28 protein-coding genes are annotated in these 26,583 nt (G+C 71.8%); 21 read left to right on the top strand and 7 right to left on the bottom strand.

All coding sequences use genetic code 11. The features are described 5' to 3' along the window. Positions 1-278 precede the first annotated feature (278 nt). The gene (locus LRP67_RS18750) at positions 279-2,297 is read left to right on the top strand and encodes a BTAD domain-containing putative transcriptional regulator (protein WP_231271674.1); all 2,019 of its coding nucleotides are present in this window, start codon (positions 279-281) and stop codon (positions 2,295-2,297) included. A 10-nt stretch (positions 2,298-2,307) separates the two neighbouring features. On the opposite strand, the gene LRP67_RS18745 is transcribed toward LRP67_RS18750, so the two are convergent. Continuing rightward, entirely contained in the window at positions 2,308-2,622 is a 315-nt protein-coding gene (locus LRP67_RS18745) for a hypothetical protein (protein ID WP_231271673.1), read from the bottom strand. Positions 2,623-2,968: 346 nt separating this feature from the next. On the opposite strand from LRP67_RS18745, the gene LRP67_RS18740 reads away from it, so the two are divergent. From LRP67_RS18740 to LRP67_RS18720, 5 genes are all read left to right on the top strand, one after another. Next, on the top strand, positions 2,969-3,685 hold the full coding sequence (locus tag LRP67_RS18740) for a hemerythrin domain-containing protein (RefSeq protein ID WP_231271672.1): 717 nt from the start codon (positions 2,969-2,971) through the stop codon (positions 3,683-3,685). Then, the gene (locus LRP67_RS18735; protein WP_231271671.1) at positions 3,682-3,888 is read left to right on the top strand and encodes a hypothetical protein; all 207 of its coding nucleotides are present in this window, start codon (positions 3,682-3,684) and stop codon (positions 3,886-3,888) included. The genes LRP67_RS18740 and LRP67_RS18735 overlap by 4 nt, the downstream gene beginning before the upstream one ends. A 580-nt stretch (positions 3,889-4,468) precedes the next feature. Then, the gene (locus LRP67_RS18730) at positions 4,469-5,767 is read left to right on the top strand and encodes a hypothetical protein (protein ID WP_231271670.1); all 1,299 of its coding nucleotides are present in this window, start codon (positions 4,469-4,471) and stop codon (positions 5,765-5,767) included. A gap of 1,345 nt (positions 5,768-7,112) precedes the next feature. Then, positions 7,113-7,343, top strand: coding sequence for a hypothetical protein (locus tag LRP67_RS18725; protein WP_139071059.1), 231 nt, complete (start codon positions 7,113-7,115; stop codon positions 7,341-7,343). A 2-nt stretch (positions 7,344-7,345) separates the two neighbouring features. Further along, complete coding sequence (locus LRP67_RS18720) at positions 7,346-8,377, top strand: serine hydrolase (protein ID WP_171896708.1); 1,032 nt, start codon at positions 7,346-7,348, stop codon at positions 8,375-8,377. A 556-nt stretch (positions 8,378-8,933) separates the two neighbouring features. Here the strand turns inward: LRP67_RS18720 and LRP67_RS18715 are convergent. Both LRP67_RS18715 and ychF read right to left on the bottom strand, forming a co-directional pair. Further along, entirely contained in the window at positions 8,934-9,113 is a 180-nt protein-coding gene (locus tag LRP67_RS18715) for a hypothetical protein (RefSeq protein ID WP_231271669.1), read from the bottom strand. Positions 9,114-9,271: 158 nt separating this feature from the next. Then, on the bottom strand, positions 9,272-10,348 hold the full coding sequence (gene ychF / locus LRP67_RS18710) for a redox-regulated ATPase YchF (protein WP_231271668.1): 1,077 nt from the start codon (positions 10,346-10,348) through the stop codon (positions 9,272-9,274). 68 nt (positions 10,349-10,416) lie between these two features. Here ychF and LRP67_RS18705 point away from each other — a divergent pair, with 68 nt between their 5' ends. Genes LRP67_RS18705 through LRP67_RS18690 form a run of 4 tightly spaced genes read left to right on the top strand, consistent with a single transcriptional unit; the run spans position 10,417 to position 13,963 of the window. Beyond that, a complete protein-coding gene (locus LRP67_RS18705; protein WP_231271667.1) occupies positions 10,417-11,613 on the top strand; it encodes a cysteine desulfurase-like protein in 1,197 nt (398 codons plus the stop codon). 4 nt (positions 11,614-11,617) lie between these two features. Continuing rightward, complete coding sequence (locus LRP67_RS18700) at positions 11,618-12,394, top strand: exodeoxyribonuclease III (RefSeq protein WP_231271666.1); 777 nt, start codon at positions 11,618-11,620, stop codon at positions 12,392-12,394. A 35-nt stretch (positions 12,395-12,429) separates the two neighbouring features. Further along, the gene (locus LRP67_RS18695) at positions 12,430-13,515 is read left to right on the top strand and encodes a DNA recombination protein RmuC (RefSeq protein WP_231271665.1); all 1,086 of its coding nucleotides are present in this window, start codon (positions 12,430-12,432) and stop codon (positions 13,513-13,515) included. Positions 13,516-13,534: 19 nt separating this feature from the next. Beyond that, positions 13,535-13,963 carry a DUF6542 domain-containing protein gene (locus tag LRP67_RS18690; RefSeq protein WP_231271664.1) on the top strand — a complete coding sequence of 143 codons (429 nt, stop codon included), beginning with the start codon at positions 13,535-13,537 and terminating at the stop codon, positions 13,961-13,963. A gap of 2 nt (positions 13,964-13,965) precedes the next feature. Here the strand turns inward: LRP67_RS18690 and LRP67_RS18685 are convergent, their stop codons facing one another. Continuing rightward, positions 13,966-14,586, bottom strand: a complete 621-nt coding sequence (locus LRP67_RS18685; RefSeq protein WP_231271663.1) for an L-threonylcarbamoyladenylate synthase — start codon at positions 14,584-14,586, stop codon at positions 13,966-13,968. 171 nt (positions 14,587-14,757) lie between these two features. Between LRP67_RS18685 and LRP67_RS18680 the strand changes: the two genes are divergently transcribed. Together LRP67_RS18680 and LRP67_RS18675 are read left to right on the top strand one after the other, a co-directional pair. Further along, positions 14,758-15,819: a glycosyltransferase family 2 protein gene (locus LRP67_RS18680; RefSeq protein ID WP_231271662.1), complete on the top strand. Its 1,062-nt coding sequence runs from the start codon at positions 14,758-14,760 to the stop codon at positions 15,817-15,819. A 26-nt stretch (positions 15,820-15,845) separates the two neighbouring features. Next, positions 15,846-16,280 (top strand): GtrA family protein, encoded by a 435-nt coding sequence (locus tag LRP67_RS18675; RefSeq protein ID WP_231271661.1) that lies wholly within the window; start codon positions 15,846-15,848, stop codon positions 16,278-16,280. On the opposite strand, the gene LRP67_RS18670 is transcribed toward LRP67_RS18675, so the two are convergent. Further along, positions 16,258-17,259 carry a 4-hydroxy-3-methylbut-2-enyl diphosphate reductase gene (locus LRP67_RS18670; RefSeq protein ID WP_231271660.1) on the bottom strand — a complete coding sequence of 334 codons (1,002 nt, stop codon included), beginning with the start codon at positions 17,257-17,259 and terminating at the stop codon, positions 16,258-16,260. The genes LRP67_RS18675 and LRP67_RS18670 overlap by 23 nt on opposite strands. A 192-nt stretch (positions 17,260-17,451) precedes the next feature. Here LRP67_RS18670 and xseA point away from each other — a divergent pair, with 192 nt between their 5' ends. Beyond that, on the top strand, positions 17,452-18,702 hold the full coding sequence (gene xseA, locus LRP67_RS18665) for an exodeoxyribonuclease VII large subunit (RefSeq protein WP_231271659.1): 1,251 nt from the start codon (positions 17,452-17,454) through the stop codon (positions 18,700-18,702). Further along, the gene (locus LRP67_RS18660) at positions 18,699-18,917 is read left to right on the top strand and encodes an exodeoxyribonuclease VII small subunit (protein WP_231271658.1); all 219 of its coding nucleotides are present in this window, start codon (positions 18,699-18,701) and stop codon (positions 18,915-18,917) included. Before xseA ends, LRP67_RS18660 begins: the two co-directional genes overlap by 4 nt. On the opposite strand, the gene LRP67_RS18655 is transcribed toward LRP67_RS18660, so the two are convergent. Next, positions 18,914-19,468, bottom strand: coding sequence for a DUF4245 family protein (locus LRP67_RS18655; RefSeq protein ID WP_231271657.1), 555 nt, complete (start codon positions 19,466-19,468; stop codon positions 18,914-18,916). The two genes, LRP67_RS18660 and LRP67_RS18655, sit on opposite strands and share 4 nt — an antisense overlap. Before the next feature lie 34 nt (positions 19,469-19,502). On the opposite strand from LRP67_RS18655, the gene LRP67_RS18650 reads away from it, so the two are divergent. From LRP67_RS18650 to glpX, 6 genes are read left to right on the top strand one after another with little or no spacing between them, the layout of a single operon-like run. Further along, positions 19,503-20,759: an SLC13 family permease gene (locus tag LRP67_RS18650; protein ID WP_231271656.1), complete on the top strand. Its 1,257-nt coding sequence runs from the start codon at positions 19,503-19,505 to the stop codon at positions 20,757-20,759. 24 nt (positions 20,760-20,783) lie between these two features. After that, complete coding sequence (locus LRP67_RS18645; RefSeq protein ID WP_231271655.1) at positions 20,784-21,179, top strand: molybdopterin-binding protein; 396 nt, start codon at positions 20,784-20,786, stop codon at positions 21,177-21,179. Then, on the top strand, positions 21,179-21,916 hold the full coding sequence (modA, locus tag LRP67_RS18640) for a molybdate ABC transporter substrate-binding protein (protein WP_231271654.1): 738 nt from the start codon (positions 21,179-21,181) through the stop codon (positions 21,914-21,916). Before LRP67_RS18645 ends, modA begins: the two co-directional genes overlap by 1 nt. Further along, entirely contained in the window at positions 21,913-22,713 is an 801-nt protein-coding gene (locus tag LRP67_RS18635; protein ID WP_231271653.1) for an ABC transporter permease, read from the top strand. Before modA ends, LRP67_RS18635 begins: the two co-directional genes overlap by 4 nt. Then, positions 22,695-23,678, top strand: coding sequence for an ABC transporter ATP-binding protein (locus LRP67_RS18630; protein WP_231271652.1), 984 nt, complete (start codon positions 22,695-22,697; stop codon positions 23,676-23,678). The genes LRP67_RS18635 and LRP67_RS18630 overlap by 19 nt, the downstream gene beginning before the upstream one ends. Positions 23,679-23,699: 21 nt before the next feature. Continuing rightward, positions 23,700-24,716 (top strand): class II fructose-bisphosphatase, encoded by a 1,017-nt coding sequence (glpX, locus tag LRP67_RS18625; protein ID WP_231243284.1) that lies wholly within the window; start codon positions 23,700-23,702, stop codon positions 24,714-24,716. Here the strand turns inward: glpX and LRP67_RS18620 are convergent. After that, positions 24,681-25,517, bottom strand: a complete 837-nt coding sequence (locus LRP67_RS18620) for a triacylglycerol lipase (protein ID WP_231271651.1) — start codon at positions 25,515-25,517, stop codon at positions 24,681-24,683. The two genes, glpX and LRP67_RS18620, sit on opposite strands and share 36 nt — an antisense overlap. An 89-nt stretch (positions 25,518-25,606) precedes the next feature. Here LRP67_RS18620 and LRP67_RS18615 point away from each other — a divergent pair, with 89 nt between their 5' ends. Beyond that, positions 25,607-26,539, top strand: coding sequence for an alpha/beta fold hydrolase (locus LRP67_RS18615; RefSeq protein WP_231271650.1), 933 nt, complete (start codon positions 25,607-25,609; stop codon positions 26,537-26,539). The last annotated feature ends 44 nt before the right edge of the window (positions 26,540-26,583 follow it).

Below are 26,583 nucleotides of genomic sequence, written 5' to 3'. Positions count from 1 at the left end.
GGGAGCCGGCGGGGACCGGGCGGCGAGGTAGTCCGCGAAGTCGCGTCGTCGCTGACCACCACTACTTCTCTCGACGTCATCGGGACCGGCGGGACGCCGCCCTCGGCCGCCTTCGGTCACCACGCCGGGAGTCCGGCGGGGACGGCCCTGACAGGAGCGTTCCAGAACCGTTCCAGAGCCGTCCCAGAGCCGTCCCAGAGGCACCGCACACGATGGACTCAACGCTCCGCTGGAGGCCTGTGGGGCCAGGAGCGACCACCGACTTGGGGGGACACATCGTGCAGAAGGCAGCGGTTCCGGACATCGACGTATCGGTGCTCGGGCGGATCGAAGTACGTCGCGGCGGCGAGCTCATCGACCTCGGCACGCCGCGGCAGCGGACAATCATGGCGGCCCTGGCGCTCGCCGAGAACCGACCGGTCACCTTCGACGCCATCGTCGACCGGGTGTGGGGTGCGGCGGCCCCGCCGACCGCGGTCGGCACGATGCAGCGCTACGTCGCGACCCTGCGGCAGGCGATCGAGCCGGACCGGGCGCCGGACCAGGGGCCAGCAGTCCTGGTGACCGAGGGCACGGCGTACGCCCTCCTGGTCCGTGGTGGCCACCGCGACGTCGACCGCTTCCAGGACGCCGTCGCCCAGGCGCGCCGACTCCTGGCCTGCATCCCCGACCCCCTTCGACCGGTGGCACCACGCGATCAGGCTGCTGAGATAGCTGCGTCCGTCCACCTCCTCGACGACGCTCTCGAGCTGTGGCGAGGTGAGCCGTACGCCGACCTGGGCGACCACGACGGTCAGGTCGCAGCCGAGCGGGCGCGGCTGCACGACCTCCGAGACGGCGCCCAGGAGCTGCGCCTAGTCGGTCTGCTCGCGCTCGGCCGGCACGCGGAGATCATCGGGGACCTGGAGTCGATCACGTCGTTGCACCCGCTGCACGAGCGCTGGTGGGCACTGCGGTCGGTCGCGCTCATCCGCTGTGGCCGCCAGGCCGAGGCGCTCGAGGGCCTGAGCACGATGCGTTCCCTCCTCGCCGACGAGCTCGGCGTCGACCCGTCGCCGCCGCTCCAGGACCTGTACGCCGACATCCTCCGCCAGGCGACGTCGCTCGCCTGGACGGCCGCGCCGAGCGCGCAGGCGCACCGGGTCAACCAGTCACGTCCGCCGCGTCCGCGGTGGACCCTGGTCGGACGCGACGCCGAGAGCGGCACGCTGACGGAGCTGCTCGACCAGTCCCGGACACACAGCCGGTCGGCGTTCGTCACCGGCGAGGCCGGAGCAGGCAAGACGCGGCTCATCCACGAGCTGATGCAGACGGCGCACGACCGGGGCGTCACGGTGGCCAGCGGCCGGTGCTCGGCCAGCGCGCCGGCGCTGTGGCCGGTCCGAACGGTGCTCGAGGCCCTCGGCACCGGCGCCGAGGTGACCGAGGCTCTTGGGCCGCAGGCCCTGGCGGTGGCCGACTTCGACACCTGGCAGCGGGTGGCCGAGGCGCTGCGCAGGGCCGTCCGCGCAGGGCCGGTCCTCGTCGTCGTCGAGGACGTGCAGCGGGCGGACACCGCGACGCTCCACCTGCTCGAGCACCTCGTCGCCGACCACGACCTGGGCGCGGTCACCCTGGTGATGAGCCGTCGCACCAAGGACGGCGACGACCCCAGGCTCAGCCGGCTGGCCGCGGCCGTCGCCCGGTCCACGGGCCTACGCATCGACCTGGGTCCGCTGCCCGACGTCGACGGGCGGCAGCTGGCCCTGAGCGTGAACGCCGACCTAGGCGATCCCGACGCGATCACGCGGCGTGCGGGGGGCAACCCGTTCTTCATCGCCGCGCTGGCGCTGGACAACGGCACCGTGACGGGCGGCCTGTCGGACGTGGTCCGTGCCCGCGTCGGCGACCTCGAGCCCGAGGTGCGCGCCGCGCTCGAGCTGGCGAGCGCCGCGGACGGGCCCGTCGACCCGGAGACGATCGCGACGTTGGCCGGGTGTGCCCGAGATGACGCGGAGACGGCCCTGGACGCAGCGCTGCGCGCGGGCCTGCTGTCCGGCGACGGCCCCCATCCGACCTGCTACACGTTCGAGCACGAGGTGGTGCGCGAGGTGCTGCGCACCGACCTCCCGGTTCGCACCCGCATGCTGTGCCGGCAGCGGACCGAGCGCCTCTCCCCGACCACGCATCGCTCCGCCACCACCCAGTCCGGCCGCGACTCACGGCGCGCTGCCCACAGCGAGGCGGCCGATCACTGGTCGACCATCGCGGAGCTGATGCGGAGCACTGCCCCGGTCGAGGAGACCCGAGCCTCCTGACGCCGGACGCTCAGAACCCGTACGTCCGCAGGCGCTCGAGCCACACCCTGGCGGGCGGCAACCGCCAGGCCTCGATGAGCTCGGCCGCGCGGTCGGCGTGCGCCGAGGCGGCTACCAGATCGCCACCGGCTCGCGCAGCGAGCGCCAGGAAGGCGTCGACCGGGCCGAAGAACAGGCCGTCGGCACCCGAGCTGCGGCCGGCGTACGGCACGAGCGTGCGGTACGCGTGCCGCCCGAGCTCGGGGTCGTCGAGGTAGAGGGCAGCGGCTGCCGCGCAAGGCAGAGGGCTGGAGAACGCCAGCTCGCGGTCGATCAACGCGTGCAACCGGTCGGGGTCGAAAGCCTCGCGCGCGGTGCCGCGACGTCCGCCGCGTCCAGGTCGTCACTCGGAGCGAGCGCCTGGATCCGGGCCGGCCGGGGCGGCACGGAGAGGTTGAAGAACGGCAGCTCTGGCGCGGGAGCTGAAGTCACGGGTTCCTCTGGGGGTGCGGCTGTTGGGGACGCCCAGTTGTCCCCGGCCCGGGCGGGAGTGCACCGGGAAGCGACCTGGAGCCGGACCGAGGGTGCACACGACGAGAGGACTTGGGCAGGTCCCGTCGAAGTCCCGCTCCGCTCCCACTTGGGGAGTCGATCGTGTGGGTTCCCACGACACGAACGCCAGGAGGAACCCCATGACCGCACTTCTCCCCGGCCAGGCCGCAGCGCCCGAAGGGCCCACCGACCTGCGGATGATGTACCTCCTGCACCACGGATTCCGCCGCGACCTGGCGTGCTTCGTCTCTGCCGCGCTGCACGTCCCGGTCGACGACAGCGCCACCTGGGAGGCGCTGCTGCGCCGTTGGGATCTGTTCGCTGTACTCCTCCACGACCACCACGAGAAGGAGGACGCCGTCCTCTGGCCCTACCTACGGGACCGCGCAGCGCAGGCCGATGACCTGCCGGCGCTCAAGCTGCTGGATGACATGGAGGCCGAGCACAGCATCATCGACCCGCTGCTCGAGGCTGCGCGACGGTCGCTCGCCGAGCTGGTCGCTCGCCCGGAGGAGACGCGTCGCGACGAGCTCGTGGCGGTCCTCCAGCAGACCGCGACGGAGCTCGGCGACCACCTCTCGCACGAGGAGCGTGACGCCATCGCCATCCTCCAGAAGTACGTCGGCGGGGAGGAGTGGGCCGACATCGAGCGCCGCAAGTTCCGCGGCGGCCTCAAGCCGAGCGTGCTGCTCAACATGCTCCCCTGGGTGGTGGAGGGCGTGCCCGACAGCGTCGTCGCTCCGCTGCTCTCCGAGGCGCCTGCTCCGTTCCGGCTGATGCTTCGGCTGGGACGCCCTCGCTTTCAGCGCCTGCAGCGCGCCGCGTTCGCTTACGTGCCCGCGGGTGTGGGCGCGTGAGCGTCGTCGGAACCGTGCGGGTCGACGTGGACGCTGCACCGCGGACGTCCACGGCGTACGGCATCAGCGTGGTGCCGAGCGTCGTCGTGTTCAGCGGCGGCACCATGTTGCTTGCACTCCCCGGCGTGCCGAGCCGCGACACCATCCTGCACATCCTCCGCGTCGCAGCAGCGGCTCCGTCGACCACGGCCGGACCGGTCTGAGCGGCCCTCATCGGGGAGCACGAGCCAGTCACCTGCGCCCTCACTGCTGATCCCCATCCGTCTGCCTGCGCCGCGAGACACCATCACTTCCGCGACTGGCCCGGCCGCTCGATGCCGGGATCTCGCCCGCCGCGCGACCTCTGGGAGAGCGTCGCCTCGCTCCTCGAGGCCGCCGCCTCGGAACGCCTGCGCTGCCTCCTCGCCGACCCCGTCCGCTGCCGGACGGCGGCACCACTGCTCGGTCATGGCGGCGGGGTCGAGCTGCTGCGGGCCCTCGCACCCGTGCTCGAAGACCGGTGAACGCTCGCTGGGACCTCCCGAGCCCACGGCGAGGGGCCGCCCCGCGGGGGACCGTTCGGGTCCTGGTGGTGGGTCAGAAGTCGTAGACCCGGCGCAGGTCGCGCAGCCACTCGTGGACGCGCGGCACTGCGCCTGATGCGGTTCAACGACTCGGTCGCCTTCCGCACCTGGACCGACGCACGTGGCCGCTACTCCCTCGACGAGGCGTGGGGTCCCTGTCGGCTCCCGCCCGCGTCCCGGTAGTGGGAGGGAGGGTCAGGCCACAACAGGAAGGACAACCATGACCTCACGCGCGAACAAGGTGCGGGCGGCCCTGCTCACGGGCCTGACCACCTCCGCACTCCTGGCCTCGAGCCTCGGCGCCACCGCCGACGCGACCGGTGCCGGACACGACCACGCCCGGGCGACCGCCTCAGGCACCATCACCTACGTCCGGGCCAACAACGTCTGGGTCGCCAACACCGACGGCAGCGGCGCCCGGCAGGTCACCTCGGGAGGCACCGCGTCGACCCCGTGGTACTCCCCGACCGAGTCGGACGCGGGGCAGATCGTGGCCGGCCGCGGCGACCTGATCTACCGCATGGACCAGTGGGGCAAGGTGCTCACCACCATGGACCCGCCCGACCTGCGCAGCGGCGGCGGGCAGACGCTCGGCGGTCGCCTGTCCAGCCTCGCCGTCTCGCCGGACGGGGCGACGATCGCCTACACGTACTCGAAGAACTACTGCTCGACCATCAACGTCTGCAAGATCTGGCCGGTCACGGGCTTCACCTCGTCCACGAAGCTCAGCACCCCGGACGACTACGGCACATCGTACGGACAGACCCCCTCGTGGGTGACCAACACCCGCGTCGCGCTCGATGCTCGGACCGGCTTCGACAACCTCTACCTCTACGAGGTCGGGCGGGGCACGGTCGGCTACTACTGGTTCGACGACGCCAACATCCACACCGACGACCTCGACCTCTTCGACCTCGAGGTGTCGCTGGGATCGCCGTACGGCGTGGCTGTCCGCGGCTCCTACGACCAGGCGCGCATCACGTTCTACGACCTGAGCGGCACCGGCGACTTCCGCACCGGGGTGCCGTCCCCCCCGGACTGGCAGATGGGAGAGACCAATCCGGAATCCGGTCTCGGCTCCCCGACCATCTCGGCCGACGGCAAGCTGGCTGCCTGGCACGAGGCGGCCGGCATCTCGACCTTCGGCATGGAGCCCGGCCTCCAGCCGGTGCTGATCATCCCCGGCGGGTCCTCGCCGTCACTGTCCCGCGCCGCCCTGCAGACGACCCGGCCGACCTACCCGCCGGCACCGTTCGTGACCAAGGCCGCCCCCCAGGTCAAGGGGACCGCCAAGCTCGGCAAGAAGCTTCGGGCGGCCGCCCCGGTGCTCCAGCCGAGGCCGACCTCGCTGCGCTACCAGTGGTACCGCGACGGCAAGGCCATCAAGGGCGCGAAGCGGGCGACCTACGAGATCACCAAGCGGGATCGCGGCCACAAGCTCAAGGTCCGCGTCGTCGCCATCCGCAAGGGCTACACCACCAAGGCCCTCACCTCGAAGGCGGTGCGCGTCAGGAAGTAGTCACCCGAACAACCCCACGATGGCCGCACGCGCACAGCGTGCGGCCATCGTCGTCTCCCCCCGACCGGGCACGTCACCAGGTGGGCCGGATCGGCCCGTCTCCGGGCAGTGACGCTGGGCTGAGTCCATCGCCATGGGGTCGGAACCGCAGATGGTTTCGGCCCCAGACCCTTCCCGGGGAGCGGGCGGTCTAGCGTCCAGTGCCCGTCGGGAAGTAGCAAGGTGGGTCTCGTGAACACGACACAGGTGTTCACGCCCGGGTCGGGTCCGTCGCGACTCTCCGTGGTCGCAGTGCTGCCGGCCGTAGAGGCCGGCGGCAGGTGGACTCGACCGGTATCCAAAGGTTGCCCGTACGGGATGCTCCTCTCCCGAAACCTCTGCAGGATCTTGGCCTCGAGTTCGCCGTAGTCCTCGCCGGAGGATTTGGTCGGGTGTCGATATAGCGACGGGGTGAGCGTGTGGCTCGCCTTACCAGCGCCTCGGTACCAGACAGGAGCGCCGGGCTCCATCAACTGCTCAACGAGCCATGTACTCACCAAGGGTGGTTATCGTCTCGGTCTTCAGCGCCACAGTAGGACCCTATCCGCTGGCTTGAGCCAGAGTGGGGAGTACGAAGTACGAGAGAAGTACCTCCAGCGTCGGCAACCCCAGCAAGCGACGTTCGCCACCTCTTGGACCAGTAGCTCGACGCCCCTTGGCCGAGCCCATCAGCGCCGGCCGACCGCACCGGCTTCGAAGCTGCGCCTCCGGCGCACGGGCTCCTCTTGCGAACCCGAGACGCTCCGACTTACTGAAATTCTTGCGGACTCTGTGCGGGCTGGGAGGGACTACACCTCATCTGACCTGCGCAAACGCGCCGATTCAGACGTTGAAGCGGAACGTTGACGACGGTTTCGGACTCTTCTCGAAACTGACCGAAAACGTGCTCTGACCTGCACGAACAGCACTTCGTTGAGTCTCGTCAACTGGCCATAGTTATGGTCTCTGGCCGTTCTGGTGAGGGCAGATTGAGGGCAGACGACCGCTGGTTCGCTCTTTAACTACCGTCAATTCTGCCGGTGGGAGGCACCGCGGCACCTATCCCTTGGGGCGAACGAAGTGCGCCCGCTGGGCGGCATGGTCGGGCGGATGCCCGCTGGGCGGAATGGTCGGGCAGAGCCCGTATGGCGGCCGTGGAGTGCGTTCAGGAACCATCCGACCAGTTGGGAGCCCAGGCAACGAGTCGGTCAGCGAACCCGTCGGTGTCGTGGGGCGAGCGAATCGGGCGACCGCGGTAGAAGGATGTGCCGCTGCGGGCAGTCAACGTAAGTTGACGACCATAGAGAAGTCAACTAGGGTTGACCGCATGGCCGATGTTGATCTTGCATGGATCACCGAGCACACCGATCCCCTCCAAGCGTTGCGCGAAGCGACCGCGCTGCGCCGCCGACTGGAAGGACACGAAGAGGTCCTGGTCCACCGTGCCCGCGTGTCAGGGACCACGTGGGCGCAGATTGCCGAGGCGCTCGGCGTCTCGAAGCAAGCCGTCCACAAGAAGTACGGGGGCCGGCACCTGTTCGGCCGCACGGAGGCATGACGATGATCAACTCGCTCCTTGACGATCTGTCAGGACGAACAGCGCAACGACTCGGCGCTGGACAGCGTGGTGTCGTGGTGGTGGGTGCGCTGCACGGCAGGCAGTCCGCAGTGCACGGCGCAGATCCCGGCACGCAGTTCGAGATCGGTTCCATCACCAAGACGTTCACCGCGCTCGCCTTGGCCCAGCTCGCCGTGCGCGGCGTCGTGGGGCTGGACCAACCCCTGAGCGACCTCCTACCTCGTGACATCACGGCCCCCCAGCGCGGCGGCGAGGTCATCAGGCTGAGGCACCTGGCCTCCCACACTTCTGGGTTACCAAGGCTTCCCAAGGGGACCCTGCCACGGGGCCTGTTGCGAGCAGACCCCTACGCCGGATGCACCGGCGAGCTCCTGATGGACGGGTTGCGGCGCACCCGTTTGCGATCGGTGCCCGGCACCCGCTTCTGCTACTCCAACCTCGGCGCCGGCTTGCTCGGATTCGTCCTGGCACGCCACACCGAGACCGACTACGACTCGCTCGTCCAGGCCGAGATCTGCCGGCATCTGGGCATGACAGACACCCGCGTGGTCCTCGATCTCGAAGGCGCAGCCCGGTTGGCCCCCGGTCACTCCCGCACGGGACGACCACGCCCACCGTGGCACCTGGCCGCCCTCGCCGGTGCCGGCGGCCTTCACTCGACGGTTCCCGACCTGCTCAGGCTCGCGCGGGCCCACCTCGGCCCCGCCCCCGAAGAACTCGCCGAAGCGATCGCTCTCAACCGCACGACCGCGCACCGCATCAACGCACGAGCTGCGATCCATCCCGGCTGGATCGCAGCCAACCTGCCCCGCACCCAGCATCGAGTCATGTTCCACAGTGGCGGCACGGGTGGATATCGCAGCCTGCTGGCTATAGCCCCCGAACACGGCGCCGCAGTCGTGATCCTCAACGCCAACAACCGACCCGTGGATCGTCCCGGCCTCAAGCTGCTCGGGCAGATCATCGACTCCGGACCCGGATTCGGGTCCGATCCCGTCCCGGCCGCCGCCTGACCGACCTGACGTGGGTAGAGAGCTCGGCGAAGTAGCGACCGGTCGCAGTCGGCGGAGTCAGCCAACGGATCCCGCGCATTCACGTGCTCCCGCCCTGCGGCGCACGACTCCGGATGCAACGGATGATCGCCTCAACTAACCGACGCCGATCGTGGGCGGCCGGGGTCAAGCGCAGCCATTTGCACGAGCAAGATCGCCCACAAGTCGACCGGATCTCGGCACGCAAGCGCACCGTCAGCGCATGGTCGAGCGGAGCCCGATGTACGGCACGGTCGGGCGGAACCACTAGGCGGCGGCATACAGGCAACAAAGTCGTGCGGCGGTGCATCTCATGAGGATGATGTCGGGTCGGGCAGGAACGTGTGTCCTCGTGCTATTCGTCAGCGGCGTAGCGCTCAGCGCGTGCAATACGAATGGCAACGAGCAAGAAGAAGCACCGCAACCCCCGCCTCGCACTCCGTCCCCGCGAACTCCGATGCGGCCGATCGCACCGCGACACCGCGCGCGGCCCCCGCCGCAGTTCCCAGGCTCACCCAGTGTCGCGACGTAGTCGCCCCTACTGGCGGGTTTCGGCGAGGGCGACTTCGCCATCAACCCCAGTGAAGGCACCGTCGCCATCCACTTCAGTGACACGCGTGACGGCCGGTACAGGAATGTCGAGTACGTCGTTGACTACCTCACCGACCTGATCGCTTCTGGTTGCGACGTGGTGGCCGTTCAGCGCGCTCTGGGCCATGCGAAGTCGACGACCACGCTGACGACGTACGCCCACCTGTGGCCCTCGGCTGAGGACCGGGTCCGCGAAGCGACCGCGTCTTTAGTTGTTGAAGTCAACCGCTCTACTGAGGGCACTGTGAGGGCAGATCGGCCATAAATGGCCTCTGACCTGCGGCTTTACACGTTGAAGCGGAACTCCACGACGTCGCCGTCGGCCATGACGTAGTCCTTGCCCTCCATGCGGACCTTGCCGGCCTCCTTGGCCTTCTGCATGGAGCCGGCGGCCATCAGGTCGTCGAAGGAGACGATCTCGGCCTTGATGAAGCCGCGCTGGAAGTCGGTGTGGATGACGCCGGCGGCCTCGGGGGCGGTGGCGCCCTTCGGGATCGTCCAGGCGCGGGTCTCCTTGGGGCCGGCGGTGAGGTAGGTCTGCAGGCCGAGGGTGTCGAAGCCGACGCGGGCCAGGGTGTCCAGGCCGGGCTCCTCGACGCCCATCTCGGCGAGCATCGCACGGGCCTCGTCGTCGTCGCCGAGCTCCACGAGCTCGGACTCGAACTTGGCGTCCAGGAAGATCGCCTCGGCCGGGGCGATCAGCGCGCGCATCCGGTCCTTGAGCGCCTCGTCGGCGAGCTCGTCGGCGTCGCAGTTGAAGACGTAGATGAAGGGCTTGGCCGTGAGCAGGGAGAGCTCGCGGACCAGGCTGCGGTCGACCGACGTCGAGCTGATCGGCGTACCGGCCTCGAGGTGGCCCAGGGCCTCCTTGGCGGCCTCGAGGTTGGCCACGACGCCCTTGTTGCCGCGGGCCTCCTTCTCCAGGCGCGGGATCGCCTTCTCGACCGTCTGCAGGTCGGCGAGGATCAACTCGGTCTGGATGGTGGAGATGTCGTTGGCGGGGTTGACCTCGCCGTCGACGTGGGTGACGTCCTCGTCGCGGAAGACGCGGGTCACCTGGCAGATCGCGGACGCCTCCCGGATGTGGGAGAGGAACTTGTTCCCCAGGCCCTCGCCCTCCGAGGCGCCCTTGACGATGCCGGCGATGTCCACGAACTCCACCGTGGCGGGCAGGATCTTCGCGGAGCCGAAGACCTCGGCCAGCCGCGGCAGCCGGTCGTCGGGCACCGCCACGACGCCGACGTTGGGCTCGATCGTCGCGAACGGGTAGTTCGCCGCGAGGACGTCGTTCTTGGTGAGCGCGTTGAAGAGCGTTGACTTACCCGCGTTGGGGAGACCGACGATGCCGATGGTGAGTGCCACGAGCGGCGAGTCTACGAGCGCGCGCGACCGCGCTCCCAATCAGCGCGGAGGCGTCCTATGGTCGAGCGGTGAGCGACCTCGATCTCGAACGCGTCCGCGCCGCCTTCCCCTCGCTGGCCCTGGGGGTCACCCACTTCGACGGTCCCGGCGGCTCTCAGGTCCCCTCGGCGGTGGCGGCGGCGGTGGCCGAGGCGATGACTTCGGGCCTGTGCCAGCGAGGTACGGCGTCGGCGACCGAGCGCCGTACGGAGGAGGTGGTGCTCGAGGCACGCCGGGCGATCGCCGACCTCGTGGGCGGCGACTCGCGTGGGGTGGTGTTCGGACGCTCGATGACCCAGCTGACGTTCGACCTCTCGCGCACGCTGTCGAGCGGGTGGGGCCCAGGTGACGAGATCGTGGTGACGGGGCTGGACCACGACGCCAACATCAGGCCCTGGGTGGTCGCGGCCGAGCGCGCGGGCGCCACGGTGCGATGGCTGGGCTTCGACCCGGTCGCCGCCGAGCTCGACAACCTCGGGCCGCTGCTCTCCGAGCGCACCCGCCTGGTCGCGGTGACCGCGGCGTCCAACCTGTTCGGCACCCGTCCCGACGTTGCGGCGATCTCCGAGCAGGCGCACGCCGTGGGCGCGCTGGTCTTCGTCGATGCGGTGCACCTCGCGCCGCACGCACCGGTCGATGTCGCCGCGCTGGGGGCCGACCTGCTGGCGGTGTCGCCGTACAAGTTCTTCGGTCCCCACCTGGGCGCGCTCGTCGCCGACCCGGCGCTGCTGGAAGGGCTGCGGCCCGACAAGCTGCTGCCCTCGAGCGACGCGGTGCCGGAGCGGTTCGAGCTCGGCACGCTGCCCTACGAGCTGCTGGCGGGCGTCACCGCGGCGGTCGACTTCATCGCCTCGCTGGTGCCGGGCGCGGGCCAGCGGCGCGAGCGGGTGCTGGCGTCCATGAGCGCGGTCGCGGCGCACGAGGCCGGCCTGATGCGGCGGCTCCTCGAGGGGATGGCGGCGATCGACGGCGTGACGGTCCACGGGCGCCCTGCGAGCCGCACCCCGACGGTGCTGTTCACCGTCACCGGCCGCTCACCGCGCGAGCTGCACGAGCACCTCGGCGGGGTCGGCATCAACGCGCCGTCGGGGCACTTCTACGCCATCGAGGCCTCGCGGCACGCCGGGCTGGGCGACGAGGGCGGCGTGCGCGTCGGGCTGGCGGCGTACTCGTCGCCCGAGGACGTCGACCGCCTGCTGGAGCGCCTGCGCGCGCTCTTAGGCTGAGCGGGTGCGCCTCGCCACCTGGAACGTCAACTCCCTCCGCTCCCGCATCGACCGTGTCGAGCGGCTCCTGGAGCGCCACGACCTCGACGTCCTGGCCCTGCAGGAGACCAAGGCGCGCGAGGACCAGCTGCCGCTGATGGGGCTGCAGTCCATGGGCTACGAGATCGCCACGGCCGGCTACAACCAGTGGAACGGCGTCGCGATCATCAGCCGCGTCGGGCTCGAAGACGTCCAGGTCGGCTTCGACGGGATGCCGGGGTTCGGCGATCCGCTGACGTCCGAGGCGCGGGCGATCGGCGCCACCTGCGGCGGCGTGCGGGTGTGGTCGCTCTACGTGCCCAACGGCCGCAAGGTCGACGACCCGCACTACCTCTACAAGCTCGAGTGGCTCGCCGCCCTGCGCGACGCCGCGCTCGCGTGGCGCCAGGAGCCCACGGCGCTCGTCGGCGACTGGAACATCGCGCCGCTGGACGAGGACGTCTTCGACATGAGGCAGTTCGCCACGTCCACCCACGTCACGCCCCGCGAGCGCGCGGCCTTCCAGGCCTTCCTCGACGATGGGTACGTCGACGTCGTGCGCCCGCACGCGCCCGGCCCGGAGGTCTACACCTACTGGGACTACTACCGCCAGCGCTACGAGCGCAACCGCGGTTTGCGCATCGACTTCGTCCTCGGCTCGGCACCGTTCGCCGAGCGGGTGACCGGCGCGTTCATCGACCGCGAGGAGCGGGCCGGCCAGGGGGCCTCCGACCACGCTCCGGTGGTCGTCGAGCTCGACTGAGAGCGCCTGTCGGTGGTCGGGTCCATGCTTCAGCCATGGACCTGACCACACTGCTCGCGCTGCTCGTCTGCCTCGCTGCGGGCGCCGGGCTGGGCTTCGCCGCCGGTCTGCTGCGCGGCCGCGACCGTGCGCCGTACGAGGACCGGACTCATGCCGCGCTCGACCAGCGCGCCGCCGACCAGGCCGTCGTCAAGGAGGGCCTGGAGCGCCTGCAGGACCAGATGCGCGACCTGGAGCACAACCGGGTGGCGTGGCAGAGCCAGCTCCACCAGCAGGTGCTCGACATGCGCCAGTCCAACGACCTGCTGCGCCGCGAGACCCAGTCACTGTCGACGGCGCTGCGCAAGCCGCAGGTGCGGGGACGCTGGGGCGAGCTGCACCTGCGGCGCGCGGTCGAGCTGGCCGGGCTGGTCGACCGCTGCGACTTCTCCGAGCAGGTGCGCCTCGACGACGGCGCCCGCCGCCCCGACCTGGTGGTGCACCTGGTCGGTGGCCGGCGGCTCGTGGTCGACGCCAAGGTGCCGCTGGACGCCTACCTCGACGCCACGACGACCGATGACGACGACGAGCGCGAGGGCCACCTCGCCCGGCACGCCCGCCAGGTGCGCGCCCACGTCGACACGCTCGCCGGCAAGGCCTACTGGCGCTCCCTGGAGGAGAGCCCGGAGTTCGTGGTGCTCTTCATGCCGGCCGAGTCGTTCCTCGCCGCCGCGCTGGAGAGCGACGGCGACCTGATCGACTACGCCGCCGCACGGCAGGTCGTGCTGGCCACGCCCACCACGCTGATCGCGCTGCTGCGCACGGTCGCCCACGGCTGGAGCCACGAGGCGCTGGCCGACCAGGCGCGCGAGATCCACCGGCTCGGCCGCGATCTGCACGCCCGGCTCGGGACCCTCGGCGCCCACGTCGACGCGGTCGGGCGCTCCCTCAACGCGGCCGTCGGCCACTACAACCAGGCGGTCGGGTCGCTGGAGTCACGGGTGCTGGTGGCCGCCCGCCGGTTCACCGACCTCTCGGTCACCGACGACGACCTGCCGGCCCCGCGGGCGGTCGAGCTCCGCGCGGTCGCCCGGCGCGCCGCCCCGGATGAGCCGGATCGGGACCATACGGTGGCGCTGTGACCGCAGTGGCGAGAGTCTCGTGACGCACGCCCGGACGCTCTGGGAAGAGGGGCGACAGCCGGGCCGGGAGGTCGCCGCGCTCGGCGCGGCCGCCTCGCTCACGGTCGCCGTCCTCGACCTCTGGCTCACCGACGACGTCGGGCTGCTCTTCGACCTGACGTTCGTGGCGCTGTGCGTCGCCCTCGCGCTCAGCGTCCGTCCCGCCGACTTCTTCACGGTCGGGGTGCTGCCGCCGCTGCTGCTGGTCGGGGTCTTCGTGCTCGTCGCGGTCAGCCGGCCCGGCGTGCTCGGCCACCCCGAGGACGGCACCGTCCAGGCCGTCATCACCGGCATGTCGCAGCACAGCGTGGCGCTCGTCGTCGGCTACCTGCTCTGCCTCGCGGTGCTCTTCGTCCGGCAGCGCGCGGTGTCGGCCGTCCCGGACACCAGGCGTACGCCGGCCCGCTGAGCTCAGCCGAAGCGGTCGGGGTCGCCGGCGCCGCGCCGTACGACCTCGGGCGCGCCGGAGGACCAGTCGACGACCGTCGTCGGCTCCGAGGTGGTCTCGCCGGCCTCGATGACCAGGTCGACCTCGTGGTCGAGCTCCTCCTTGATCTCCCAGCCCATGGTGCGGGCCTCGGTCTCACCCGGGAGGATCAGCGTGCTGCTGAGCAGCGGCTCGCCCAGCAGCTCGAGGAGGGCCTGGGCGACCTTGTGGTCCGGGATGCGCACGCCCACGGTCCGCTTCTTGGGATGCATCAGCCGGCGCGGCACCTCGGGCATCGCCGGCAGGATGAACGTGTAGGGGCCGGGGGTCGCGGCCCGGATCGCGCGGAACGCCGAGTTGTCCACATGCACCAGCTGGCCGAGCTGGGAGAAGTCCTTGCACACCAGGGTGAAGTGGTGCCGGTCGTCGAGCCCGCGGATTCGGAGGATCCGGTCGCGACCGTCGCGGTTGCCGATGCGGGATCCCAGGGCGTAGCCGGAGTCCGTCGGGTAGGCGATGAGGGCGTCGTCGCGCAGGGCGTCCACCACCTGCTGGAGCAGACGAGGCTGCGGGTTGTCGGGGTGGATGTCGACGAACCGGGCCATCGCGCCACTCTACGACGTGCGGACGGCGGACCATGCGGGGCGAGCGGCGCGCGGCCACGTAGCATCGTCGTGGCTGATCCACAGCGTCGTTGCAGGCGGGACGGGTAGGAACGCCGGATGCCTGCCGCGGCCGGAGCCCGCGGAGCCGATCGAGGACCTGAGAGCGAACCGATGTCTGAGCAGCACCAGCCCACCGAGCAGCACGCGCGCGACGAGGCCCGGGCGAAGATCGCCTACGTCCTGCCCGTCTACAACGAGGTCGAGAACATCGCGGCCTTCCACAGCGCGCTGGTCCGGGCCACCGAGGCTCGCGGCGACCTCGACTTCGAGTTCATCTACGTCAACGACGGCAGCCGCGACGACTCGCTGGCCAAGCTGCTCGAGCTCCGCGACGCCGACACCCGCGTGAGCGTCCTGAGCTTCTCGCGCAACTGCGGCCACCAGATCGCCGTCACGGCCGGCCTCGACGCCGCCACGGACGCCGATGCCGTGATCGTGATGGACACCGACCTCCAGGACCCGCCGCGCGTCAGCGTGGAGATGATCTCCATGTGGGAGGACGGCGTGGACGTCGTCTACGCACAGCGCCGCAGCCGTCAGGACTCGGTGTTCAAGCGGACCACGGCCTACGGGTTCTACTGGCTGCTCGACCGTCTCGCCGACATCAAGATCCCTCGCAACGTGGGCGACTTCCGGCTCATGGACCGCAAGGTCGTCGCCGAGGTCTCCCGCTACCGCGAGCACGAGCGCTTCCTGCGCGGCATCGTGGCGCACGTCGGCTTCCGCCAGGAGGCGCTGCTCTTCGACCGGGACCCGCGCTACGCCGGGAAGTCCGGCTACCCGTTCCGCAAGATGATCGCGTTCGCCGCCAACGGCATCCTCGGCTTCTCGACCGCCCCGCTGCGGTGGATCTCCCGCCTGGGCTACGTCATCTCGTTCCTGAGCCTGCTGCTGGCCGTCTACGTGCTGGTGGTGCGGCTGTTCGTGCCCGAGCAGGCGGTGCCCGGGTGGGCCTTCCTCGGCGTCGGCATGTTCGCCCTGAGCGGGCTGCAGCTGATCATGATGGGCGTGATCGGCAGCTACCTCGGACGCGTCTACGTCGAGGTGCAGGACCGGCCGCTGTACTCGCTCGCCCTCGCGGCGCGGGGGGAGCGCGCCGGCGTACGGTCGCTGACCCGGACGCCGCGGGCCGAGACCACCGAGGGCGCTACGCGGCGGGACGGTGCGTCCTGAGCGAGTCCGCTCCGCGTCGCGGGACCGTGCTGGTGCGCTTCGCGGCGGTCGGCGTGGCCAACACGCTCATCGACGTGGTGCTGTTCATGCTGCTGCACGACCGGCTCGGCATCCTCGCGGCCAACTGCGTGTCCACCATCGCCGGCATGACGTTCAGCTTCGTGGTCAACGGGCTGTTCACGTTCCGCGCCGACCGGCTGACCCTTCGCCACGCGGCGCTCTTCCTCGCCACCAACGCCGTGACCCTCTGGATGGTCCAGCCGCTGGTCATCCACGGGCTGCTCGCGCTGCTCGAGGACGTCGGCGGGCCGGACGACCTGCTGGTGCTCGGCGCCAAGCTCGTCGCGATCGGCGTCAGCTTCGTGCTGAACTTCGTGGCCTACCGCTTCGTGGTGTGGCCCGCCGCCGAGGCGAGGGAGGCCGACCGGACCGGGAGCGTCAGCTCCGACCCGCGGCCTTGAGGTCGCGGCGCAACTCCTTGGGCAGGGAGAAGATCAGCGACTCCTCCGCGCTGTGCACGGCCTTGGCGTCCGGGAAGCCGCGCTCGGCGAGGTAGGACAGCACACCCTCGACCAGCGCCTCCGGGACGCTCGCGCCCGAGGTGACGCTGACGCTGCGCACGCCGTCGAGCCAGGTCTCGTCGATCTCCGAGGCGTCGTCGACCCGGTAGGAGGCCTTGGCGCCGGCCTCCAGCGCCACCTCGACCAGGCGGACCGAGTTGGAGGAGTTGCCGGAGCCGACGACGATCAGGAGGTCGGAGTCGCGGGCGATCTCCTTGACGGCGAGCTGGCGGTTCTGGGTGGCGTAGCAGATGTCGTCGCTGGGCGGGTCGAGCAGCAGCGGGAAGCGCTCGCGGATCGCGGCCACGGTCTCCAGCGTCTCGTCGACCGACAGCGTCGTCTGCGAGAGCCAGGCGACCCGCGCCGGGTCGCGTACGACGATGTTGGCGACGTCGGCGGGGCTCTGCACGAGCTGGATGTGCTCCGGCGCCTCGCCCGCCGTGCCCTCCACCTCCTCGTGGCCCGCGTGGCCGATCAGCAGGATGTCGAAGTCGTCGTCGGCGAAGCGCTTGGCCTCGTGGTGGACCTTGGTCACCAGCGGGCAGGTCGCGTCGATGGTCTTGAGCTCGCGCTCCTGCGCCTGACGGTGGACCGCGGGCGACACCCCGTGGGCCGAGAAGACGACGGTCTCCCCCGCCGGCACCTCGTCGAGCTCCTCGACGAACACCGCCCCGCGCGACTCCAGGTCGGCGACGACGTGCTTGTTGTGGACGATCTGCTTGCGGACGTAGACCGGCGCGCCGTACAGGTCCAGCGCCTTCTCGACGGTCACCACGGCCCGGTCCACCCCGGCGCAGTAGCCCCGCGGCGCCGCCAGCAGGACCGCCTTGTCGGCCTCCTCGGGCGAGAGCAGACTCGGCGTGCCCAGGTCGATCGTCATGGCGCCCAGTCTACGGGCGGCGCGGTGCGTCGCCGAGTCGGCGCGGTCCCGGCCGAAGGAGTTTCACCGGGCGCGGGGTTAAACACACGCCACCCCACCGATGTTTGGGCCGGGTGGCGCCAGTTTCACCGGGTACCCGGTGAAACTGGCGCACCCCGCCACCCGGCCGGAGGCGTGGCCTAGGGTCGCGGCATGGCCCTGGAGACGTCTGCGCAGTCCCCGGCGCCGGTTCGCCAGATCGCCAACGCGATCGCCGGGTGGGTCGAGCGGCTCGGCGCGGTCTGGGTGGAGGGGCAGGTGGCGCAGGTGAGCCGCCGGCCCGGGGTCGGGACGGTGTTCCTGACGCTGCGCGACTCGGTGGCCGACGTGTCGGTGCCGGTCACCTGCTCGCGCCAGCTCTTCGACGGGCTCAACCCGCCGCTGGTCGAGGGCGCGAGCGTGGTCATCAACGCCAAGCCGTCCTACTACGCCAATCGCGGCACGCTCTCCCTCTATGCGCGCGAGATCAAGATGGTGGGACTCGGCGAGCTGCTGGCCCGCCTCGAGCAGCGCCGCCAGCTGCTGGCCGCCGAGGGCCTCTTCGCGCAGGAGCTCAAGCGCCGACTGCCGTTCCTGCCGGGCAAGGTCGGGCTCGTGACGGCGCCCAACAGCGCCGCCGAGCGCGACGTCCTCGACAACGCCCGCCGCCGGTGGCCCGCGGTGGCGTTCGAGGTGGTCCACGCGGCCATGCAGGGCACCCGCGCCGCAGCCGAGGTGATGGAGGCAGTGGCGCGGCTCGACCGCGACCCGGCCGTCGAGGTCATCGTCATCGCCCGCGGTGGCGGCGCGGTGGAGGACCTGCTCCCCTTCAGCGACGAGGGGCTCATCCGCGCCGTCGCGCGGGTCCGTACGCCGGTCGTCTCGGCGATCGGCCACGAGCCGGACTCGCCGCTGCTCGACCTGGTCGCCGACGTGCGGGCCTCGACGCCCACCGACGCGGCCAAGCTGGTCGTCCCCGACGTCCACCAGGAGCTGTCCGGCCTCGGGCAGGCCCGGTTGCGCATGCGACAGTCCGTCCGCACCCGCGTCGAGCACGAGCAGCACCGCCTCGACGCCCTGCGCGAGCGACCGTCGCTGGCCGACCCGCGCACCCTCATCGACGACCGCGGGGCCGAGCTCACGGCGCTGCTCGAGCGCAGCCGCCGCACGCTGCGCCATGCCCTGGACCGCGCCACCGACGACATCGGCCACCAGCGAGCCCGCGCCCGCGCCCTGTCCCCGCTCGCCACGCTCGAACGCGGCTACGCCGTCCTCCAGGACGCCGACGGCCACGTCGTCACGACCATCGACTCGGTCGGCGCCGGCGCCGCCGTGAGCGTCCGGGTGGCCGACGGCCGCATCGCCGCCACGGTCGACTCGACCGTCCCCGACCCCGCACCGCACCAGGAAGAAGAGCCCGCATGACCGACGACGCCACCCCCTCCTACGAGGCAGCCCGCGAGGAGCTGCTCGACGTCGTACGCCGCCTCGAGACCGGCGGCACCACCCTGGAGGAGTCGCTGGCCCTCTGGGAGCGCGGCGAGCAGCTCGCGACGATCTGCCAGGAGTGGCTCGACGGTGCCCGGCAGCGCCTCGACGCGGTGCTGGCCCAGCACAACGACCAGCAGGACGAGGACTAGGAGACCGGCTCGGTCGTCAGCGACTCGATCAGCAGCCGCTGGTCATCCTCGTCGGCGGACCCGAAGACCAGCAGGGTGTCCTCGCCGAGCTCGGTCGCGTAGGCGCGGTCGCCCCCCTCGTCGGAGTAGCTCTCCCAGGTGGTCGCGATCGGGCTGTCGAAGGTCACCGGCTCGCCCTCGACCGTCTCCTCGTCGACGTAGGTCGCCAGCAGGTCGTCCAGTCCCTCGTCCTCCTGGCGCAGGCCGACGAAGGTCCCGTCGTCGGTGAGCATCGACAACCCGAAGGCGCCCCGCTCACCGGGGGTGAACGCCACGCCGGTCACCTTCCAGTCCTGGGGCAGCTCGGGCGGGTAGGCGACGCGGGCGCCGGAGCCCTGGATCTGCTCGACGGTCTCGAGGTAGTCGACCGCCTCCGGCTCGATCTCCTTGTTGTCGCGCGTGACGGCCCGGAAGACCACGAACGCGGCGACGACCAGCAGGGTCACGACGAGGGAGGCGATCAGGCTGTTGGCCGAGCGCGGGTACCGGCCCGGCTTCTCGCTGTCGCTCACGGGCCCATCCTCACAGGTGTCGTAGATTGCGCGCGTGCCGACCCTCGCCCAGCTGTCGGCCGAACTGGTCGCTGTCGCGGCCCTGCTGACGCTGCTGGTCACGGCCTACCGGCACCCCTCCGGACGGGTCGAGGCCCTGGTAGCGGCGGTCGCGACCGGCGCGGTGCTGGCCACGGGTCTGATCACCCTCGACCGGGCCGGCGAGGCCCTGCGACACCTGGCGCCGGTGGTCGCCTTCCTCGCCACGATCCTCGTGGTCGCCGACGTCTGCGCGCGCGCCGGGCTGTTCGCGGCCCTCGGCCGCCTGCTTCGCCCGGGGCCGGACCGTGCCCACGGCCCGCGCCGGCTGTTCACCGCGGCGTTCCTGGTGGCCGCCTGCGTCACCGCCGTGCTGAGCCTCGACGCGACGGTCGTGCTGCTCACCCCGGTCGTGGTCGGCGCCGCGGTCGCGATCGGCACGTCGCCCACCCCGGGTGCCTACGCCTGCCTGCGGATGGCCAACTCCGCCTCGCTGCTGCTGCCGGTCTCCAACCTCACCAACCTGCTGGCCATGCCCCACCTCGACCTCACCTTCGCCGGCTTCGCCCTCACGATGGCCCCCGTGCTGGCGGCGGTGCTCGTCGTGGAGTACGTCGCCCTGCGGGTGGTGTTCCGCCGCGAGCTGTCCAAGCCACCGTCCGACGGCGGCGAGGTGGGTGCGCCCGCCGTGGAGCCGTTCCCGGTCGCGGTCGTGGCGCTCATGCTCGCCGGCTTCGCGGTGACCTCGCCGCTCGGACTCGAGCCGTACGCCGTCTCGTCGGTGGCGGCGCTGGTGCTCGTCCTCTGGGGGCGCCGCCGTCGCCTGGGGGGCGCACGCGAGGTGCTCCGCGCCGCCCACCCCGGCTTCGCCTGCTTCGTCCTGGCGCTCGGCGTCGTCGTGGCCGCGATCTCGGAGGGCTTCCTCGGCGACCTGGTGGCGCGGGCCATCCCGAGCGCGACCACCCTCGGTGCCCTCGCCCTGATCGCGGCGCTCGCCACCGTCCTCGCGAACCTGCTCACCAACCTCTCGGCCACCCTGCTCCTGGTGCCGCTGCTCGCACCCCTCGGAGACACCGCCGTGCTCGCCGCGCTGCTCGGCCTCAACATCGGCGCCGGCCTCACCTACAGCGGCTCCCTGGCCAACCTGCTGTGGGCACGCCACCTGGGCCGGTACGGCGAGCGCCCCGACCTGCGCCGCTTCCACCGGGTCTCCCTCGCGCTCACCCCGCTCAGCCTGGCCGCCGCAGTCGCGGCATTGTGGCTGGTCACCTGACCGCAACTGCGGCAGACTCTCGACGTGGCCACCTACCGAGTTGCGGAAGCCGCCGAGATCCTCGGCGTCAGCGACGACACGCTGCGGCGCTGGATCGAGGCCGGCCGGGTCGAGGCCTCGGTCGCCGACGGTCGCACCGTGGTGGACGGCGCCGACCTCGCGGTCCTGGCGGAGTCGTTGGCCGACTCCCGCGACCCGGACCCCGGCCGGGCCGCCGCGGTCAGCGCCCGCAACCGGCTCACCGGCATCGTCGTCCGGGTCAAGAAGGACACGGTGATGGCGCAGGTCGACCTGATCTGCGGCCCGTACCGGATCGTCTCGCTGATGAGCGCCGAGGCCGCAGACGAACTGGGGCTCGCCCCCGGCGTGCGCGCCGTCGCGTCGGTCAAGTCCACCAACGTGGTCGTGGAGCGTCCCTGATGAGGGCGCTGCCCGCGCTGGCCTGCCTCGCCCTGCTCCTCCCCCTCGCGGGCTGCGGCGGGGACGACGACACGACGATCACCGTCCTGGCCGCCGCCTCGCTGACCGAGAGCTTCACCGCGCTCGCCGAGGACTTCGAGGCCGAGCACGACGGCGTCACCGTCCGGCTGGCCTTCGACTCCTCGGCGACGCTGGCCGAGCAGGCGGTGGGCGGCGCGCCGGCCGACGTGATCGCCACCGCCGACACGACGACCATGGACCGCGCCGGCGACGCCCTCGCGGCGGACCCGGTCGTCTTCGCCACCAACACGATGGTGCTCGTGACCCCGGCCGACAACCCGGCCGGCATCACGTCGTACGACGACCTCGCCTCCGGCGACGTCACCTACGTCGTCTGCGTCACGACCGCGCCGTGCGGCAGGGCCGCGACCGCCCTGCTCGACGCCACCGACAAGCGCGCCCAGCCCGCCAGCCTCGAGGTCGACGTCAAGGCGGTGCTCGCCAAGGTCACCAGCGGAGAGGCCGACGCCGGGCTCGTCTACGCCACCGACGCGGTCGCGGCCGGCGAGGAGGTACGCCGCTTCGAGGTTCCCGGCGCTCAGGACGTGGTCACGGCGTACCCGATCGCCCCGCTCGAGCAGGCGACGGACCCCGGCCTGGCCCAGGACTTCGTCGCCCTGGTGCTCTCCGACGCCGGGAGGCGGCTCCTGCGGGACGCCGGGTTCGGTCCGCCGTGACCGACGCCTCCGGCCGTGCCCTCGGCCGACCTCCGCTGGTCCTGCTCGTGCCCGCCGCGCTCGCCGCGGCGCTGCTGGTGCTGCCTCTGGTCAGCCTCGTGCTGGACACGCCGTGGGGCACGTTCCTCAACCGGCTGCGCAGCCAGGAGGTGCGTGAGGCGCTGCGCCTCACCGCGGTCGCCTCCGGCGCGACGGTCGTGGCCTGCCTGGTCCTCGGCACCCCGCTGGCCTGGCTGCTGGCTCGAGTGGACTTCCGCGGTCGCGCCCTGCTGCGCGCCGCCGTGACCGTCCCTCTGGTGCTGCCACCGGTCGTCGCCGGCGTGGCGCTCGTGACCGCGCTCGGGCGCAGCGGCCTGCTCGGCCCCCTGCTGCGCGAGGGCGGGGTCTCGCTGCCGTACACGACCCCGGCGGTGGTCATCGCGCACACCTTCGTGTCGATGCCCTTCTACGTGCTCAGCGTCGAGGGGGCGATGCGCAGCGCCGGCGAGCGCTACGACGTCGTGGCGGCCACCCTTGGCGCCACCCGCTGGACGACGTTCCGCCGGGTGACCCTGCCGCTCGCGATGCCGGGAATCCTGGCCGGGGCGGTGCTGGCGTGGGCGCGCTCGCTCGGGGAGTTCGGGGCCACGATCACCTTCGCGGGCAACTATCCCGGCACCACGCAGACCATGCCCTCACTCATCTACACGACCCTCCAGGGCGACCCCGAGGTCGCCCGCACGCTCAGCATGATCCTGCTGCTCGCCTCCGTGGCGATCCTGGCGGCCCTGCGCAACCGATGGCTGACCAGCCCGTGAGCGGCCTGGAGGCGCGGATCCACGTCCCCGGACGGCTGGAGGCGGCGCTCGCCGCGGAGCCCGGCTCGGTCGTGGCCGTGATCGGCCCCAACGGCGCCGGCAAGACCACCCTGCTGCGGGCGCTGGCCGGGCTGGTCGAGATGACCGGCTCGGTCACCGTGGCCGGCGAGAGCTGGACGGACCCGGCCCGGCTGGTCCGGGAGCGCCATCTGGGCTTCGTCTTCCAGGACCAGTCGCTCTTCCCCCACCTCGCCGCGCTCGCGAACGTCGCCTTCGGCCCCCGCTCGCGAGGCGCCCGCCGCGCCGCCGCCGAGGCCACCGCGCAGGGCTGGCTCGACCGCCTCGGCGTCGCGGACCTGGCGGCACGCCGGCCGGCCGAGCTGTCGGGCGGCCAGGCGCAGCGGGTGGCGATCGCCCGCGCGCTCGCCACCGAGCCCGCGCTGCTGCTGCTCGACGAGCCGTTCGCGGGACTCGACGTCGGTGTCGCGTCGGCCCTGCGGGTGGAGCTGGCCCGCCACCTCGCCGGCTACGACGGCGTCGCCCTGCTGGTCACCCACGACGCCATCGACGCCCTCACCCTCGCCGACCGCGTGCTGGTGCTCGACGAGGGCCGGGTGGCGCAGGACGGCACGCCGCACGAGGTCGCCGCCCACCCGCGCACCGACCACGTCGCCCGCCTGGTCGGGCTCAACGTGCTGCGGGAGGGCGACACGTTCCGCTCGTTCAGCCCGAGCGCGGTGACGGTCTCGCTACTCAGGCCCGAGGGGTCCGCGCGGCACCGCTGGCGAGGAACCGTCGTCAGCGCGGCGCCGCACGGCGACGCCGTACGGCTGCTGGTCTCGGGTGACACCGACCTGCTCGCCGACGTCACGCCCGCCTCCATGGGCGAGCTCCACCTGCTTCCCGGCCGCGAGGTCTGGCTCTCGGTGAAGGAGACCGCCGTGCAGACGTACGGCGCACCCTGATCGCACCGATACCATGCGCTCATGGATCCCTCCCTCGACGTCGCCCCCCAGTCTCCCGACCGCAACCTCGCACTGGAGCTGGTGCGCGTCACCGAGGCGGCGGCCATGGCGGCCGGGCGCTGGGTGGGTCGCGGGGACAAGAACGGCGCCGACGGCGTGGCCGTCAACGCGATGCGGGTCATGATCTCGACGATCGGGATGAACGGCACCGTCGTGATCGGCGAGGGCGAGAAGGACAACGCGCCCATGCTCTACAACGGCGAGCAGGTCGGCGACGGCACCGGGCCGGACTGCGACGTCGCCGTCGACCCGATCGACGGCACCACGCTCACCGCCAAGGGCATGAGCAACGCGGTCGCGGTGCTCGCGGTGTCGCCCCGCGGCTCGATGTACGACCCGTCGGCGGTCTTCTACATGGACAAGCTGGCCACCGGCCCCGAGGCGGCCGACGTCGTGGACATCCGCTACCCGGTCGCGGAGAACATCCACCAGGTCGCGAAGGCCAAGGGCGGCAAGGCGGAGGACGTGACCGTCGTGCTCCTGGACCGGCCCCGCCACGAGCGGCTCGCGGAGGAGATCCGCGCCACCGGCGCGCGGATCAAGTTCATCGTGGACGGCGACGTGGCCGGCGCGATCTCGGCCGCCCGCCCCGACAGCGGCGTCGACCTGCTGCTGGGCGTCGGCGGCACCCCCGAGGCGATCATCACCGCCTGCGCGATGAAGTGCATGGGCGGGGTGATCCAGGGCCAGCTGTGGCCCCAGGACGACGCCGAGCGCCAGCGCGCCCTCGACGCCGGCCACAACCTCGACCCCGACTTCGTACTGTCCACCGACGACCTGGTGACCGGCGACGACTGCTTCTTCGTCGCGACCGGCATCACCGACGGCGACCTGATGCGCGGCGTCCGCTACGCCGGCGGCGGTGCCACCACGCACTCGCTGGTCATGCGCTCGCGCAGCGGCACGATCCGCTCGATCACCTCCGAGCACCGCCTGCAGAAGCTACGCAGTTACTCCTCGATCGACTTCGACCACTGAGTCGAGCCCGTGGCGTCGCAGCGACGCCGCCACGTGGTCGATGACCCGGGGGTCGAGCGCCATGCCGACGTGCGAGGCGGTGACCTCGACGGCGTGCGCGGCGGCCGGGGCGCACGCGCGCCAGTCGACGATCCCGTCGCGCTTGGAGTAGACCGCGGTGAACCCGACGTTCCGGGGCATCGGCTGCTGGCTCTCATCGAAGCTCTGGCGCGCGCAGCCGCCGGCGACGCACTCCTCCGCCATCAGCCCGGGGAGGCCGGCCCGGCTCAGCCGCACCAGCACGTCCACGCTCGCCGTGAGCGCGCGGTGGTGCGCGCCGGGCGCCAGCATCGGGCTGCCGAGCGTGACGATGCCCGCGACCAGGTCGGGGCGGCGTACGGCGATCCCGCGCGCGAGCATCCCGCCCAGGCTGTGCCCCACGATCTGGACCCGGGTGCCGCGCCGGATGACGATGGACTCCAGCCGCTCCTCCAGCTGGGCGGCGGCGTCCAGGGTGCACCCGACGTTGGCGCGGATGTGGGAGCGGTAGGTCCGGAAGCCCTGTCCCCGCAGGGTGCGCGCCATCAGCGCGAGCGACGCATCGCCGGCCAGGAACCCGGGCACCAGCACCACGGGGTCCGAGGCGCGGGGCCGGGTCCGCCCGGTGTACGGCGCACTGCGGCGGGCACGCCGGTCGCCCGCCGTGCGCAGCACATAGCGACCGGCCTCGCCGAGCACGCTGCCCTCGCGCACGACCGCCGCCACGGCCGGCCGGGCGAAGCCCTCCGGCAGCAGAAAGGCGGCGAGGGTCGGGGCGCTCATCTGCGTGAGATTACGCGCAGGTAACGATTCCAGGGGGCAACCCGGCCACGTTCGACGACACCTCTTGTCGGGTGCGAGAGACTTCCGTCATGCCTTCTCGACCTCGCCGCAGCACCCCGGACGCCCCCGATGTCGCCGTCTCCGGGGAGCTGTTCGCCCCCGTGGGCAAGGGCGTCGAGCTCTGCTACCAGACCTTCGGTGACCCCGACGACGAGCCGCTGCTGCTGGTGATGGGCCTGGGCGGCCCGATGACGTGGTGGGACCCGGAGCTCTGCTCGATGCTCGCCGCGCGCGGTTTCTACGTCATCCGCTACGACAACCGCGACACCGGCCGGTCCAGCCGGGTCGGCGGGCGGGTGGGCCGCGCGGCACTGGTGCGCGCGTTCACGGGCGGCCGCAGCCGACCGCCGTACACGCTGGACGACATGGCGGAGGACGCCTTCGGACTGCTCGACCACCTCGGCGTGGAGTCCGCGCACGTCGCCGGCGTCTCGATGGGCGGCATGATCGTGCAGACGATGGCGATCGCGAAGCCCACGCGGGTGCGCAGCCTGACCAGCATCATGTCGACCACCGGCAAGCGCACCGTCGGCTGGCAGCACCCCAGCCTGCTGCCGTCGCTGCTCGCCAACCGTGGCGCGGGGCGCGAGGCCTACGTCAAGGCCAGTGCGGCGCTGTGGAAGCTGATCGGCTCCCCCGGCTTCCCGCAGACTGACGAGGAGGTGCGCGCCCGGGCCGAGGAGACCTACGACCGCGGCGTCACCCCCCAGGGCGTGCTGCGCCAGATGCTGGCCATCCTCAACCAGCCCAACCGCGGCCCGCGCCTCAAGTCGGTGCGGGTGCCCACGCTCGTGGTGCACGGGCTCGCCGACCGGATGGTGCACGTGTCCGGAGGGCGCGCCACCGCGGCCGCCGTCCCTGGCGCCGAGCTCCTGCTCATCGACGGAATGGGCCACGACCTCCCGCGTGACCTCTTCGAGACATTCGCCACCGGGATCCGGCGAACCGCCGACCGAGCCTGAGCCCGCCACGCCCGTGTGGGCAGTGGACAAACGTCGGTCAGGAC

It is taken from the genome of Nocardioides sp. cx-169, assembly GCF_021083605.1.
Classification (GTDB): domain Bacteria; phylum Actinomycetota; class Actinomycetes; order Propionibacteriales; family Nocardioidaceae; genus Nocardioides.
Note: the sequence above shows the minus strand (reverse complement) of the source record. Positions and strands in the feature narration are given on the sequence as shown.